Annotated in this window: 13 protein-coding genes; 12 read left to right on the plus strand and 1 reads right to left on the minus strand. The window is 31.5% G+C overall.

Features of this window, described 5'->3' with window-relative positions:
* Positions 1–87 precede the first annotated feature (87 nt).
* The 3 genes from A9G11_RS00730 (at position 88) to radA (ending at position 3006) form a co-directional block, all read left to right on the plus strand.
* Positions 88–429, plus strand: a complete 342-nt coding sequence (locus A9G11_RS00730) for a winged helix-turn-helix transcriptional regulator (RefSeq protein WP_065617627.1) — start codon at positions 88–90, stop codon at positions 427–429.
* A 213-nt stretch (positions 430–642) separates the two neighbouring features.
* Positions 643–1617 (plus strand): phosphoserine phosphatase, encoded by a 975-nt coding sequence (serB, locus tag A9G11_RS00735; RefSeq protein WP_065617628.1) that lies wholly within the window; start codon positions 643–645, stop codon positions 1615–1617.
* Positions 1618–1626: 9 nt separating this feature from the next.
* The gene (radA, locus tag A9G11_RS00740; RefSeq protein WP_065617629.1) at positions 1627–3006 is read left to right on the plus strand and encodes a DNA repair protein RadA; all 1380 of its coding nucleotides are present in this window, start codon (positions 1627–1629) and stop codon (positions 3004–3006) included.
* Positions 3007–3076: 70 nt separating this feature from the next.
* Here radA and ppnN read toward each other — a convergent pair whose 3' ends face one another.
* Complete coding sequence (gene ppnN / locus A9G11_RS00745) at positions 3077–4453, minus strand: nucleotide 5'-monophosphate nucleosidase PpnN (protein WP_065617630.1); 1377 nt, start codon at positions 4451–4453, stop codon at positions 3077–3079.
* Between the two features lie 277 nt (positions 4454–4730).
* On the opposite strand from ppnN, the gene A9G11_RS00750 reads away from it, so the two are divergent.
* From A9G11_RS00750 to A9G11_RS00790, 9 genes are all read left to right on the plus strand, one after another.
* On the plus strand, positions 4731–5624 hold the full coding sequence (locus A9G11_RS00750) for a putative type VI secretion system effector (protein ID WP_065617631.1): 894 nt from the start codon (positions 4731–4733) through the stop codon (positions 5622–5624).
* A gap of 8 nt (positions 5625–5632) precedes the next feature.
* On the plus strand, positions 5633–6430 hold the full coding sequence (locus tag A9G11_RS00755; protein ID WP_065617632.1) for a hypothetical protein: 798 nt from the start codon (positions 5633–5635) through the stop codon (positions 6428–6430).
* A gap of 369 nt (positions 6431–6799) precedes the next feature.
* Positions 6800–10159: a M23 family metallopeptidase gene (locus A9G11_RS00760; RefSeq protein ID WP_065617633.1), complete on the plus strand. Its 3360-nt coding sequence runs from the start codon at positions 6800–6802 to the stop codon at positions 10157–10159.
* 15 nt (positions 10160–10174) lie between these two features.
* Positions 10175–10978, plus strand: a complete 804-nt coding sequence (locus A9G11_RS00765) for a hypothetical protein (protein WP_065617634.1) — start codon at positions 10175–10177, stop codon at positions 10976–10978.
* Between the two features lie 489 nt (positions 10979–11467).
* The gene (locus A9G11_RS00770) at positions 11468–12283 is read left to right on the plus strand and encodes a hypothetical protein (RefSeq protein WP_065617635.1); all 816 of its coding nucleotides are present in this window, start codon (positions 11468–11470) and stop codon (positions 12281–12283) included.
* A gap of 67 nt (positions 12284–12350) precedes the next feature.
* The gene (locus A9G11_RS00775; protein ID WP_065617636.1) at positions 12351–13532 is read left to right on the plus strand and encodes an SH3 domain-containing protein; all 1182 of its coding nucleotides are present in this window, start codon (positions 12351–12353) and stop codon (positions 13530–13532) included.
* Between the two features lie 57 nt (positions 13533–13589).
* Complete coding sequence (locus A9G11_RS00780; RefSeq protein WP_141674311.1) at positions 13590–14753, plus strand: hypothetical protein; 1164 nt, start codon at positions 13590–13592, stop codon at positions 14751–14753.
* 85 nt (positions 14754–14838) lie between these two features.
* On the plus strand, positions 14839–15804 hold the full coding sequence (locus A9G11_RS00785; RefSeq protein WP_065617638.1) for a hypothetical protein: 966 nt from the start codon (positions 14839–14841) through the stop codon (positions 15802–15804).
* Between the two features lie 67 nt (positions 15805–15871).
* Entirely contained in the window at positions 15872–17053 is a 1182-nt protein-coding gene (locus tag A9G11_RS00790; RefSeq protein ID WP_065617636.1) for an SH3 domain-containing protein, read from the plus strand.
* Positions 17054–17146: the final 93 nt, after the last annotated feature.

Raw genomic sequence — 17146 nt, forward strand, 5'->3', positions numbered from 1 at the left:
ACTATTAAAATGATAGTTTCTATCATTAGTTTATTACTAAATAACTTTATCGCAATATCTATCAAATTAGATAGTTAGGAATATTTGATGCAAACAGATAAACAACGCCCGTCAAAACGTTATAAAAATAAAATTTACTATTGCCCAATTAGTTTGGCGATGGATTTAATTGGTGGCAGGTGGAAAGGGGTGATTCTTTACTATCTGCTGTTAAGTGAAAAACGTTTTTGTGAATTAAAAACAGTGATCCCTGAAATTACGGATATGACCTTAAGTATCCAACTCAAAAAACTGGAAGATGACGGTTTAATTATGCGCACTGTTTTTGGCGATAAACCACCTTTAAAAGTCATATATAAATTAACACCACTTGGCGAGCGATTAGGCCCAGCGTTAGAGCAGCTTAGCATTTGGGGATTAACTATCTAATCGTCAATAATGATATCGATATCTATAAAAAAATTCAGAAAATGAAATTTCTGACTCTAAAAATAGGGATTTTTTGTAAAAATTATTCAGGAGTCTATACCGTTTCATTTTCTGTTTTAAGTTTATATGCCTAAAAACCGCAGTTTGGACAAATATTGGCAGATATGATAAATTTCCAATTTATTTTTGGCGTTTATAAAAGATATTTCTAATATGGCTTACACACTCACCTATAATGATCTCCCTGAAAATATACAGCATTGGCAAGGTTTACCACTTTCTTTAAATGGCTGTGAAGTCGTACCGCTTGATTATAATGCTGGCAAAACAGGATGGATTATCTATGGGCGCAAGTTAAATAAGACCATATTATCCAAATTCCAAAACCAACTAGCCATGCCAATGGTGATTGTTTCATCATGGAAAATTAAAACCTATCAAATTGTTCGTATTGCTGGCGTAATGCCTAAAAAGGCTAAATCTATATCATTGACATTAGGTATTGACGTTGCACCAATCGATAATTTACCAACCTTACATTCACCCGGATTACTGGTCATGGATATGGATTCAACGGCGATTGGCATTGAATGTATTGATGAACTAGCCAAATTACACGGCGTTGGAGAACAAGTTGCGGCGGTGACCGAACAAGCCATGCGTGGTGAACTTGATTTTGCAGCTAGCTTACGTAAACGCGTTGCAACGTTAAATGGCGCACAACAAGGGATTTTAGATCAAGTCAAAGATAATTTACCGTTAACTCCGGGTTTAACCTATTTAGTCAAAGAACTACATAAAAAGCACTGGCACGTAGCTATTGTTTCTGGTGGCTTTACCTATTTTGCTGATCATTTAAAACAACAATTAAAATTAGTCGCAGTATATGCAAATGAATTAGAGATCAAAAATAACAAATTAACCGGTAAAGTTGCTGGTCAAATTGTTGATGCAAAGTATAAAGCCAGAACATTACAACAGTTAGCAACGTCATTAGATATACCAATTGAACAAACTGTGGCGATTGGCGATGGTGCTAATGATTTGATGATGATTCGGATTGCCGGGCTTGGCGTTGCTTATCATGGTAAACCTAAAGTAGTCGAAAAAGCACGAATTAGCATTAATTATGCAGATTTAACTGGATTATGGTGTATTTTGTCTACCAGTTTGTTAAGTGAAGGTTAGGAGAAAAATTTGGCAAAAACAGTAAAGCGAGCTTATGTCTGTAATGATTGTGGGGCAGATTATCCTCGTTGGCAAGGTCAATGCAGTTCCTGTCATGCTTGGAATACTATCACCGAAGTTAGGCTAGCTAGCACTACAAACCGTAATGATCGACTGACCGGCTATGCCGGTAGTGGCGTTGGGCAAGCTAAAATTCAAAAACTATCTGAGATCAGCTTAGAAGCTCTCCCGCGATTTTCAACTGGTTTTTCCGAGTTTGATCGGGTATTAGGTGGTGGCGTTGTACCCGGTAGTGCTATTTTAATTGGTGGTAATCCTGGGGCGGGTAAAAGTACTTTGTTACTGCAAACTATGTGCAGACTCTCCTCACAAATGAATACCTTGTATGTGACAGGTGAAGAGTCTTTACAACAAGTAGCAATGCGTGCATATCGTTTAGGTTTACCAACAGATAATATTAATATGCTGTCAGAAACCAGCATTGAACAGATCTGCCTACTGGCAGAGCAATCGCAACCCAAATTAATGGTAATTGACTCTATCCAAGTGATGCACCTTGCTGATATTCAATCATCGCCCGGTAGTGTGGCGCAAGTGCGTGAAACGGCCGCTTATTTAACCCGTTTTGCTAAAACTAAAGGGATCGCTATTATTATGGTCGGGCATGTGACTAAAGATGGCTCGCTAGCAGGTCCTAAAGTGTTAGAGCATTGTATTGATTGCTCAATTTTATTAGACGGTGATGCAGATTCTCGGTTTAGAACATTACGAAGCCATAAAAATCGCTTTGGCGCAGTGAATGAACTTGGCGTATTTGCCATGACCGAACAAGGGTTAAAAGAGGTCAGTAATCCCTCTGCTATCTTCTTAAGTCGCGGTGATGAAATGTTGCCGGGTAGTTCTGTCATGGTGTTATGGGAAGGTACCCGTCCATTACTGGTTGAAATCCAAGCTCTTGTCGATCACTCAATGTATGGTAATCCAAGGCGGGTGACCGTTGGTTTAGATCAAAATCGGCTAGCTATGTTACTGGCGGTTTTGCATCGTCATGGTGGCTTGCAAATGGCCGATCAAGATATTTTTGTTAATGTAGTTGGTGGTGTCAAAGTAACAGAAACCAGCGCTGATTTAGCATTGATCGCGGCTTTAGTATCGAGCTTCCGTAATCGAGCGCTACCGCAAGATGTTGTGATTTTTGGTGAGATTGGACTAGGTGGTGAAATAAGACCGGTTCCGAGTGGGCAAGAACGAATTTCTGAAGCAGCTAAACATGGCTTTAAAAAAGCGATTGTGCCGATTGCTAATATGCCGAAAAAGAGACCTGACAATATGCAGATATTTGCAGTGAAAAAAGTGTCAGAAGCACTAGATATTTTGGGTGATTTTTAAATATCCACACCGATAAGATTTTCCGCCGATCTGATTATCGGCGGAATGTGTTAATTACTTAGATTTTCAGTTAATAACAAATTTCATAACAAGGTTTATAAGCGGTTCCTCCCGGCAATTTCATTCGATCTTGTTTAATGAAGCTACGCAATAAATTATCTAGTTGCTTCATGATCTCCGGATCACCTTGTAATTTATAAGGTCCATGTTCGGCGATTAATTTCATGCCAAACTCTTTAACATTACCAGCAACAATACCTGAAAACGCACGGCGTAAATCGGCGGCTAATAGCTCAACCGGCTGATCTTTATGCAAGTTTAATGCAGCCATATTCTCATGCGTTGGATCGAAAGGATGCTGTAGTGATTCATCAATTTTAAGTAACCAGTTAAAACCATATGCATCACCAGTGGCTAAACGTGATGATTTAACATGTTTTACTCCTTCTTTCATGATACGTGCTACTTGTTCTGGTGAATCAATCACAATTTGATAGAGTTTGGTTGCCTCATCGCCTAATGAACTACGAATAAAATTATCAATCGCAATAAAATACTCTTCGCACTCTTTAGGACCCGTTAATATAAGTGGTAGAGTTTGGGTTTTATTGGCGGGATTTAATAAAATACCTAGTATATACAGTAACTCTTCCGCTGTGCCTGGACCGCCTGGAAAGATGATAATACCATGAGCGATTCGCACAAAAGCCTCAAGACGCTTTTCGATATCCGGCATAATAATAAGTTCATTCACTAAGGCATTCGGTGGTTCAGCGGCAATAATTGATGGTTCAGTCATGCCAATAAATCGGCTATCTTTATAACGTTGCTGAGCATGACCAACAGCAGCCCCTTTCATCGGTGCTTCCATAATTCCCGGACCACAACCCGTACAGATATTAAGCTCGCGTAAACCCAGTTGCATACCGACTTGGCGTGCATAGTAGTATTCATTTTCATTGATTGAATGTCCACCCCAGCAGACAACTAAGTTTGGTTCTTCCCCTACATGAAGCGCATTAGCATTACGTAAAATAGAAAAAACCAGATTGGTGATATAAAAAGAGTGATCTCTGTCAAGTTTAACATTGGAGACTAACTGTTTAACGGCACTAATCTGACTATTTAAAAAAAGAATATCTCGCAGTACCGCAAAAAGGTTTGCTTGAATAGAACGAATTATTCGTTTATCAACAAAGGCACTTTCTGGTGCATTAACCAATTCTAATTTAACGCCACGCTCTTTGCTAATGACATTAATTTCAAAAGACTCAAATCTATCAAGTAGATCTTTAGTATTATCGGTTTTGCTACCGGCATTTAATGTCGCTAACGAACAATTTCTAAATAATTGGTAAAGTTCACTATTAGCTGACTTTTTTAAAATATCTACCTCAGCTTGAGCAAGTAAGTCCATTGAGCCTAAAGGGCTAATATGGGTGATCATCACAACCTCCATTTGACGGTTTTATCGGCAAGACTTCCATTATATACATAAACTGATCTAATAAGTAAAACAGAAAAAATAATATATTGATTTCAGATGAATTTTATATTGCGATTTTATGTTGTATTCTAATTTATTATAATTTGGATGTGGTTAATATAAGGTGAATAATAATCTCTATCGATTAATCAAGATATAACGGTAAATTTGTTGAAGATTATGATAAAGATTAATACTCTAAAATAAAAAAATAAAACCAATATAAAGGTGATGAAATATGGATGGCAATTTAAATAATAATGAATATTACCAAATTATTACTGGTTATATCACTGATTTTGAAGTTTTTGATAGTAAAAGATACTTTCTCAAGTCTCGTGAATCACTGGGTCTTCCGTCTATTGATTTATCCGAAATAGGTGAATTGGAACTTGTCAGATATGATATAAGAAAAGAGATCCATTCATTACAACGAAGCTCAAAAATTGTTACACACGACATTGTAGAGTATTTTCGTTGTAAATTAGGGGATAACCTTATTGAAGGTGTATTTGCACTTATCTCCTTCAAAGAAGGAGACTATGTAGAAATGGTGGTAGAGCTATTGCCAGGTGGCAGTTATTTTGCTTTTGCTGTACGTCGTGCAATTGATCATCGTTTATGGTTACATCCTCATGCAACGAGTGGAACGCAAGCATTAAATAAATATATGAAAAATAAGTCATCAGCAATTTACGGTACTTTTTTTATAACTAGCTTATTGGGAGTGGTATTATTGGTTTATTCTCTAATGAGAATGATAAGTGAAAAGTTAAGTTTTTTTATAATACTCTATATCTTTTTATTAATATTAGGTTTGTTTTTAGTCTTTTGTGGATATAGTTTGATATCCATGAGGAAAAACAGATCTCGATCTGGATCAAAAGTTGCGGACAAGATTTTTGCGACTTTAGGTTATCCAAATCCAAAAGAAATAATGGTTGATTTAAAAACCGATAACAACAAATATGATTTTTACAAATTAACTTCGCTTTATTTTAGTAATACAAAAGGTAGAAACAAAGTCAAAGGTGCGTTATGGCTTGCTCTGTATACTAATGCTCCCGCGATTCCTAGCTATATTAACGTTATTCATACTGAAAATAATCTAGAAAAGAGGACTGGAAATTGAGGTACAAAATGAAAAATTTTTTATTCAGCAGTTTATTGTTAATGTTATTACCTTACTTTACTTATGCGTCCGATATTGATTTGCATAAAGATAGTTATTACTTGTTAATAAAAGATAGATTAAGTGATGAAGATGATCTATTAAAAAGTATATTAGATGAATTTGTTACACAAAATAATGAGAAGATTAGTATAGCTGGTTGTGACTTAAACCATGTTGAAACAACCAAAGAAAATATTAACGCTATTTTAGATAACAGTAATTTTTATAAAGATTACGATCAAGAATTAAAAAAATATCACTTATCATTAAATGAATTTAACCGACTTTATTCAATTGATGAATCTAATTTATCTGAAGAGTGTCGTCAATTAAGTTACAAGTACATTATTCAGCTTGAAAATAATGAATTAATGATCCCATACAAAAATCTATTATCTTTTTATCAGCGCCTTTCGAAAGAAGATGAAAACAAAATAGATAATTTAAAAAATAATCAACAATGCTTTGACTCAAAGAAAACTGATGAAATGCAGTGGACGAATATCTGTTATTACAAAAATATGACCATTTTGGATGTTTATAATGCGATGGCTTTGATACCAGATTATGTTTTTAGAGAAAAAATAAAAGAAGGTAAAAATTTTTCTCACTTTTATAAAGATAAGGAGGTCAAAGTAGACTATATTTGGGACGGCACCAATAAATTAGAAATCATCCAATACTTTGCTGGTGGAGATACCGCTTATTACTTTATCTATCAAGGTGGTAAAACCAAAGTAATATCTATATATTCTGCTGATTAAAAGTTAGAAAGTAGGTTAAGTATTAATGATCGATTTGCAATACATCGATACTAAGTTATTCTGCACCAATCAAAAACCTGTTTTTTTTAAAATTCATTATTATTCAGTGAATTATTTTTATTTTCAACGTAGATAAATAAAAAACTATTTGATTATTTAATAATCAACTATAATAAACTAATCGTCATCTAAGTAATCGTTAATGCCACTACAATAAAATAAATATTTCTATTACTTATAATGACGATATATCTAATGGCAATTACAATTTAATATTTTATAAAGGTTATTATTAAATTGTTATCCATTTGATTTAATTTAATAAGTACTTGTAAGGGAATTCAATTTTCCATATTAAAGGACTCTATTATGGTACTATCCTCAATAAAAAAATGGCGATATCCGATCGTTGTAGAAGATAAGAAAAAGAAGGTTAACGCTAATCATTATTTCCGTGCATTACTATCTGCCAAAAGTGGTTTTTATCCGGTAAGTATTAATAAACTTGTACATATGGGGATCCACATTGACCAAAAGGTATTAGATGAGTTACACATAGGTAAACCATTAAAAGTAAATTGCATCGCTGATGGCGAAGTGATTGCTTATCGCGTCAATGGTCATTACCCAAAAATTGATTATGGCGAAAAAGTCGCTTTTTTCTCAACGGGATTTGTATTAGTTCGACATTTACTTGAAATGGAACGTGTACCTGAAAAAAAATCTGAAACAACAGATAGTGATCCTCCGACTGCTGACAACAATACTCCCACTCAAGCTGCTAATGCTGACACAAATTCACCGTCTGACTCAACCCCCGCCGCTGCCGATACAGCGCCAAGTCAGTCCCCTACAACAGATACAGGGACAAGTCCTGTCACTACTCCAGCTCCAACCACCACAGAGACAACAGAAAATGAAAAAAAAGAGCCGGGACATCAACTCTATTTTTACAGTCTCTATATGCATATGGCTGATTCGGCTTATTATGATAAAGATCCCAAAAAACCAGAACCAGCGCCGGCCTTTTGGGATCAAGAAACTTATCGAGTGATTGATAATCAACTTCAAAATATTGAGGGATTACGCATCCGTAAAGAACCAAAAGGTTCAATTAAAGCCGTATTGCAAAATGGAACAAAAGTTAATTTAAATCTTGCGGTTCATGATAAAGGCAAACAATGGTATGGTGTGTCATCTTTAGCTGATGGTTATACCTCTATTCCGACTTTGACACCTTTTGAATATAAAAATGGTGAAAAAATCGAAATGATTTTAGGTTGGGTTTATACCGGGGAAATGGTAAACGAATCACTATTTGAAATTAAAGAAAGTAAAGATTCAAATCTTGCAAGCTCGAAAGGATTAGCAGTAAAAAATGAAAGTGGAGAAAAAGTTATTTCAACAATACCGATTGGCACACAAATTAAGATCACCGGAACCAAAAATAAAAAAGGTTTAGTTGAATTAACCGAAATTATCCGCAATGGCAAGCCCACTATTCCATTACCCGAAACGAAAAAAATGGTTAATTTTGCTTCTTTGGAGAAGATATCCAGAGGGAAAAAATATGATGAAGTAGTGGTATTAGATAAACCTTATTCAATAAAGGCGGGTGAATTAGTTGGGCATATTGGACATTATCAAGAATATGAAGATGCAATCGATATATCCAAAAATGATGACGAAAAGTTGCAAAATATTGAAACTTTACCCGTTGACACTTTACTAAATAGATATTTCAAACCATTGCTACATATAGAATGTTTTACCTGTGAAGATTTGCCCGATTACATTACACAAACCCAGACTGAGGCAGGTAAATTGCCTGATGATGAAAAAACACTTTTAGCTATATCAAAAGGGGCAAAACTACTGGCGCATCCCAATAGAGAAGACACCACAGTAGGTAAACCCTATAAGGGTACAAAAATAAAGGTAAAAAGTAAAAATGTCGATAATAAATGGATACAAATTGAAATTAACACTTCAGAAACCGAAACCAAGACATTATGGATAGAAAATAGTGAAGAGGTGGCTAAAACAGCCAAGCCGGATGGTGAAATTGCATTAAAGGAAAACACGGTAGCATGGAGCCAACATCCTTTACAGTCCACTGAATTATCTAAAAGCACTCAAACTGTAGGTACACCATTACTGTTATCTATACATGATGAAAAATTCACCTCACGAGATAAACGAGCTGAAGATGAACAAGACACTTTATGGTGGCAAGTTGAAGCACTTGACGACAAAAATCTTCCAATAGCTGGTTGGGTGTCAAGCAAAGGAGAAGGCGTAAAAAAAGTAAGCGCTTGGGATTGGTTTGATTTTACCCAATTAACTGAAAGTGCTAGCTTATTGGAATTTTACAAAGATGTGGAATTATCTTTTAAACGAGATAAATATAATTCATCATTAGATAATTACAAACCTACCTTAAAAGCAACACTATCTATTTTAGATAAACAATATCCAACAGAATCGAAGCTATATGCTTATATTAAGGAAGTCTATTTTAATAGAATAATTGACAAAGATATTCTGACACAGGCGCTTGCTCGTCTACTTATAAACTATGAAAGTGAATGGTATTGTGAAATCGATACTGAAGGTAAAATGCCAAAATGGGAAGAGTTAAATAATGAGATGACCGATCTTGTAAAAAATCTTTTAGATTATCTGAAAAATGGAGACGAGGAAAAGAAAGAAATTTGTGTCAACGGTATATGTGTAAACCAAGGTATATTAAATAAAAAAGAAGAAATTAAAAATATGCTGGAACAAAAACGCCACGAAATTGAGAAAAAATCCGCTCAAAATGAACCCACTGAAAATAATGACAAAGCAGAGAGTGAAGAAGACAATGTAAATGATGAAATAATTACTTATCTTCAAGAACAGGCTACTCGCTGGGAAAAAGAGAAAGAGAAAATCAAAAAATGCTTATGGTGGAAAGATGTGGTTAAAGGATTAGCAAGCCAAAATAAACCAACATCCGATTCAAGCAAAACCAATGAGAATGGAGATACCTCAAACACATCAACAGAACAAACCGAAGCAAAAACACCCCCAGCTACGCTAAACCCAGACGGTAAAGCTTGGTTTATCCATCCTATTTCAATAATGATGCTAACAAATTATAAAAAAGATATTATTTTCCCATTCAAAGTAAAACCAATAAATAATTTTGATAAGCAATTTGGTGCTAATTACAATTGGACTAAAGATAATAACCAGACAATGTTTGGGTGGGGGCGCAGTGGCGGTACAAGAAAACATGCCGCAAGAGATTTATATACTGAACCATATACAGAGATTGTTGCAATTAGTGATGGTGTTATATTACAAGTTGCTCCTTTTTATTCTCAAACTGATCAAATAACAATAAAACATGAAACATGGAGTGGACGACAATTTATTATTCGTTATGGTGAAGTTGATCATGATAGTGCTAAAAAACTTAAAGTAGGTGATTTTGTCAAACAAGGAACTGTAATCGCAAAAACAGGTAAATTATTAAAAGACGGTAAACCAGAACTTGTTATAAACGGAAAAGTTATATATATGTTACATTTAGAATATTATTCCGGTAATAGTGGATTAAATTTAACAAAACCATTAAGTGACAAAGCAAACAAACCTTATGAAAGACGAAAAGATTTACTGGATCCTCTTGATATTTTGAAAGAAGGATATCGAAATTCATTTGGTGAAGATCCTCAATAAATTAGGAGTGGCCGTGTGAAAAATTTTTTATTTAGAGTTTTTTTATTATTTTCATTGCCATATTTTACTTTAGCTTCTGATATTGATTTTAATAAAAACCATTATTATTTAATAAAAATAGATAAGATAAATGTAAAAGAACAAGAAAGAGCATGGTTTGTCGGATCTTTAAATACTTTGATTAGTAGTAATGAACAAAATATAAATATTTTAGGCTGTGATTTTAAGCGTTTCGAAGTAAGTAAAGAAAATATTAATAATCAATTAAATAAAATTAATTTTTTTGATGATTATGATGAAGAGTTAAAAAAATATGGTTTATCATTAAATAATTTTAATAGCCTTTATTTTATAGATTCATCAAATCAATCTGAAAGATGTTCTAATTTAAGTTATAAAATTATCATACTACTTAATAATAATGAATTAATGATTCCTTATGAAAGATATTTAATTTTCTATAAACAATTAGCCATTACAGATGAAAATAAAATAAATAATTTAAAACACAATAAAAAATGTCTTGAAAGAAAATATTTTGAAATGGGGTCAATGGATGTTTGTTACTATAAAAATATGACAATATTAGATGTATATACAGCAATGAGTTTTGAACCTTCTAACGTATTTAGGAAAAAAATTAAAATAGGTGAAAATTTTACCGATACTTATGATGATCTTAGTGTTGAGGTCAAATATAAATGGAAAGGAAAAAATAAATTAGAAATTGAACAAAACTTTGATGGAGGCGTAACATCTTATACATTTATTTACCAAAATAATAGAACTAAATTAATAGCTAATTATTATCCTGATTAAATATTTGTAAAATGATGCTAACAAATTATAAAAAAAATATTATTTTCCCCTTAAAAATCAAAAGCAATAAATAATTTTGATAAGCAATTTTGTGTTAATTTCAATTGGGCTAAAGATAATAACCAGACAATGTTTGGGTAGGGGGGATATGGAGGTACAAGATATTTATATACTGAACCATATACATAAACTGTTGCAATTAGTGATGGAATAGTTTTAGCAATAAGAGATTTTTATGATAAGGCATATCAAATTATCATAAGACATTAAATTACTTAATGAATTAGATGAATCACGGCTAACTATTAATGGGAAGGTGATTTTTATGTTTTATCTAGAATATTATTCCGGCTCAAGTGAATTAGACTTAAAAATTCCATTGACTAATAAAGGCAATAAACCTTACGAAAGGCGTAAAGATTTATTAGATCCTCTGGAATAAGGATATCGAAATACCTTTGGGACTGCACCACACTAACTAGGAGTAATATGAAGAATTTTTTATTAAGTTATTTATTATTAATTTTAGTTTCCAATTTTGTTTTTGCATTAGATATTGATGTGAAAAACAATAATTATTATACACTAATGAAGGATAGGTTAAATAAACAAGTCACACAAACAAAAGAAGGGGAAAAATTAGTTAGAGAATTAGAACAATTAGTTACTTATAATCAACAAAAAATAGTTTTTTGGGGTTGTGATTTTAAACCGATAGAAGGAAACAAAGAGGATATTATTAAGGAATTAAAAAAAAATAATTTTTTTGAAAATTATGGCAATGAATTAAATAAATATCACTTAACATTATCTAACTTTAGTAAAATTTATACTAATGATAGGTCTAGTTCATCAACTCTTTGTAATAGTAATAATTATATGAGTATTATTCAGCTTGATAGTAATCAATTAATGATTCCATACGAAAGCCAATTAATCTTTTATAAACGTCCTTCCACACAAGAAGAGAGAAATATTAGGAATTATTATAATGGGAAATGCTATGAATTGGATCAGGTTGATATGGATTCTACTGATATTTGTTATTATAAAAATATGACCATTTTGGATGTTTATAATGTAATGAGTTTTAATTCTGATAAAATTTTTAGAAAAAAAATAAAAGTAGGAAAAAATTTCTCTGTTACTTATGATGATGAAGATATGCGTGTGGAAGTAGAATATAAATGGTCTGGTAAAAACAAATTAAAAATCACACAAAATTTTGATGGTGGAGTGACTACCTATACTTTTATCTACCAAGGTAATAAAACAAAATTAATAACAGTTTATTCACCTGATTAAAAGAAGATAAATCACAATGATACTAAATAAAAGGAATTACCTTATCCTAGTTTTTTTAACTTTCTTTATGTCAGCTGTTTCGGCTCAAACAGAAGAGGACGAAAAGGAAGAAGAGCAATTAATGCAAAAATGGGGAGAAAGAGATTTTGCTGAAGAAGTTGGCATAGTCTCTGAGTTTCTCCTAAGTAAAGGTTATAAAATCCCTAGTGAAAAAAGTTTCAAACAAAAAAGTTGGGATTTTTTTGGTATTGATGTTGATTCAATAACATCTGATTGTCAATCTTTGCTTAGCAAGTACGATTATTGTTGTTTTACTAAAAATGGTCGTTTTTTACTTACTTATGGTGAAACATTTCGGGTTAGTGTATACGATCGTTTACAAGTTATTCTTACTCCTAAACAAGGATTAGAATTACTCAATAGCCCTGATAATGGTTTTTCTCCACATCTTATTGCTTATAATAAATTACTTTTTAATGATAATGTTGATCCTTACGTTAAAAATTATTTTTTAAAAAATCGAGCAAGTTCACTGCAAGAAGTTGTAATTTATTTTAATTATGAAACAAATAGTTTGTTATATGAAGCGTCCTTACCTGTGTGGGACGATGATTTAAGAAATATGTGGCATTTTCTTTTCTATAATAATTATCAGAAAGGATATAGAAAGCGCCTGTTGAATGATTTGTACAATCAATCTGGTCAATATTTTATATCTACTTTACTAAAGGATTTAACTAAAAATTGGCATGCATATCAGCAAGGAATTACAATTGTTGGTGATAAAAAAATTAGAATTTTGCCTATATCGCAAGATAAAGCTTTATTACATCTGATTAAATTACAAAGCCAGCATCAGGACAGTGAAACAAGTTTAGCTGATAGCCAACATAAGGCATACCAATATTTGGTTAATTTTTACAAAATAGACAATGAGCTTGAACCAAGACTCAAAGAAAATAATTATTATAATATGGGGTTAAAAGTATTAACTGAAGAACAAAAAATTATTTCTGAAGATCAATACAAATTAACAGAAAATCATTATATTACGAAATCAAATGATGATTATATCAATTTCCGCAGTGAACCAAACTCTAAAGCGACCGTTATCAGCAAATTATTAAATAATACAGATCTTATTAAAATTAACACTCAAGGAGAGTGGTTGTATGTCAAACTAACTGATAACCCATCAGTGAAAGGTTACATTCATCTAAGTCAATTAGAATATAACGATAATAATTAATTTAATGCATATATTGACGCAGTCAATTTATCAACATAATAAGGTTAAGGTTAGGTCATGATGATTAACAAAATAGGGAAAAAAATTATTATAGTTCTGGCTTTTTTTTCAATTAAGGTATTGGCTAACGCACAAGCAGAGGTTGCCCCAACTAATAATTCAGACAAAACCATAAATAAGATATCAAGACTACTTGAGCAAGAACAATATCAACCACCTGATTCAAAGAAGTTTAAACAGAAAATTGACGATTATTTTGGTCTGAATACCGGAGTAATTATGGATGATTTTTGTCAAACACATACCAGTGAAGATAATTATTATGGCATAACAAATAATGGTAAATTTATTTACTCCTGTTCATTAATGAATTTATTTTCAAATGGCACATCAGATGATGAAAAAGATAAATATGTTCAACAGCTAATTGCTTATAACAAATTACTTTTTAATGATGATGATTCTGCTAAAAATTACTTATTAAAGCATAAGTATTTTTTAGCAGAACCCGTAGTTAATTTTAACTATGAAAAAGATATTCGATTATATGAAATAGTTGTATCAAATTCAATTGTTTCCGACGAAGATGAATGGCATTTTCTATTTTATAATAACGAATCAAAAGGTTATAGAAAACGATTTTTAAATGATATGTTATTAGATAAAGCTTATTTCCGAGGTTTGTTAATGACGTTATATATCAACTGGAATAAAAAGCAAAAAAATACAAGGGTTCAAGGGAAAGAGGTAATAATTTCACAAGCAACTAAAGACAAAGCGCTTATTCATTTAATTAAATATCGTAGCTATCTACAAAATAATGGTGAAACTTTAGAGCGTAGCCAACACTTAGCTTATCAATATTTGACAGATTTTAGTGACAAAGATAATCAATTAAAAGAAAGGTTAAAGAAAAACAATTATTATGGTATGGGGATAATAGTTTCGGAAGAGAAACAAAAAGTAATTTCAAATAGCCATAATGAAATACTGGAGAATCATTATCATACAAAATCGGGCAAAAAAGATATAAATTTACACCAAAAAGCAAACATAAAATCGCCTATTATCATGAAACTAGCAAATCATACTGATGTAATAAAGCTTTATATAAACTATATAGATTTTGATAAAAATAATGAATGGTTGCATGTAAAGTTGGCTAACAATCCATCAATAAGTGGTTATATACCTATTAAATATTTAGAGTATAGCGATTAAGATTAGTTATACAAATTGCTAAATGACGCTTTATACAAAGCGATTAGTAAAAATTTGAATTGGAGACATGACTTAATGATTTAGGATGAAAAAAACAAAAACCGAAGCCAAAACACCCCGAGCCACGCTAAACCCAGACGGTAAATCTTGGCTTATCCATCCTATTTCAATAATGATGCTAACAAATTGTAAAAAAGATATTATTTTCCCAACCACACTAACTAGGAGTAATATGAAGAATTTTTTATTAAGTTATTTATTATTAATTTTAGTTTCCAATTTTGTTTTTGCGTCAAATATTGATGTAGAAAATAACAATTATTATACCTTGATAAAAGATAAATTAAATGAACAAGTTGAACAAACAGATGAAAGAGAAAGATTATTGAGAATATTAGATGATTTAGTCACTTATAATAAACAAGAAGTAATTTTTTTAGGTTGTGAATTTAAACTGCTTGGTGAAGATAAAGAAGATATTAATAATGTATTAAAAGAAAATAATTTTTTTGTTAATTATGGCAGAGATTTAAAAAAATATGATTTATTATCAAATAAATTTAGCCAACTTTTTGTAATTAATAGAAATAGTTTATCTAACAATTGTAATCAAAGCAATCATACAAATATTATCAAACTAAATAATAATGAATTAATAGTTCCTTATGAAAATCTATTAGTTTTTTATCAACGTTTGTCTAAACAAGATGAACAAGATATAAATAATTTTCATCGGTATGAAAAATGCCTTAAAACTAAGCAAGTCGACATGGATACAACAATCACTTGTAACTATAAAAATATGACTATTATGAATGTTTATAATGCATTACGTTACTATCCTGAATATATCTTCAGAAAAAAAATAAAAGTAGGAAAAAATTTCTCTGTTACTTATGATGATGAAGATATGCGTGTGGAAGTAGAATATAAATGGTCTGGTAAAAACAAATTAAAAATCACACAAAATTTTGATGGTGGAGTGACTACCTATACTTTTATCTACCAAGGTAATAAAACAAAATTAATAACAGTTTATTCACCTGATTAAAAGAAGATAAATCACAATGATACTAAATAAAAGGAATTACCTTATCCTAGTTTTTTTAACTTTCTTTATGTCAGCTGTTTCGGCTCAAACAGAAGAGGACGAAAAGGAAGAAGAGCAATTAATGCAAAAATGGGGAGAAAGAGATTTTGCTGAAGAAGTTGGCATAGTCTCTGAGTTTCTCCTAAGTAAAGGTTATAAAATCCCTAGTGAAAAAAGTTTCAAACAAAAAAGTTGGGATTTTTTTGGTATTGATGTTGATTCAATAACATCTGATTGTCAATCTTTGCTTAGCAAGTACGATTATTGTTGTTTTACTAAAAATGGTCGTTTTTTACTTACTTATGGTGAAACATTTCGGGTTAGTGTATACGATCGTTTACAAGTTATTCTTACTCCTAAACAAGGATTAGAATTACTCAATAGCCCTGATAATGGTTTTTCTCCACATCTTATTGCTTATAATAAATTACTTTTTAATGATAATGTTGATCCTTACGTTAAAAATTATTTTTTAAAAAATCGAGCAAGTTCACTGCAAGAAGTTGTAATTTATTTTAATTATGAAACAAATAGTTTGTTATATGAAGCGTCCTTACCTGTGTGGGACGATGATTTAAGAAATATGTGGCATTTTCTTTTCTATAATAATTATCAGAAAGGATATAGAAAGCGCCTGTTGAATGATTTGTACAATCAATCTGGTCAATATTTTATATCTACTTTACTAAAGGATTTAACTAAAAATTGGCATGCATATCAGCAAGGAATTACAATTGTTGGTGATAAAAAAATTAGAATTTTGCCTATATCGCAAGATAAAGCTTTATTACATCTGATTAAATTACAAAGCCAGCATCAGGACAGTGAAACAAGTTTAGCTGATAGCCAACATAAGGCATACCAATATTTGGTTAATTTTTACAAAATAGACAATGAGCTTGAACCAAGACTCAAAGAAAATAATTATTATAATATGGGGTTAAAAGTATTAACTGAAGAACAAAAAATTATTTCTGAAGATCAATACAAATTAACAGAAAATCATTATATTACGAAATCAAATGATGATTATATCAATTTCCGCAGTGAACCAAACTCTAAAGCGACCGTTATCAGCAAATTATTAAATAATACAGATCTTATTAAAATTAACACTCAAGGAGAGTGGTTGTATGTCAAACTAACTGATAACCCATCAGTGAAAGGTTACATTCATCTAAGTCAATTAGAATATAACGATAATAATTAATTTAATGCATATATTGACGCAGTCAATTTATCAACATAATAAGGTTAAGGTTAGGTCATGATGATTAACAAAATAGGGAAAAAAATTATTATA

It is taken from the genome of Gilliamella sp. wkB108 (assembly GCF_001690195.1).
GTDB classification, from domain to species: Bacteria; Pseudomonadota; Gammaproteobacteria; order Enterobacterales; family Orbaceae; genus Gilliamella; species Gilliamella apicola_L.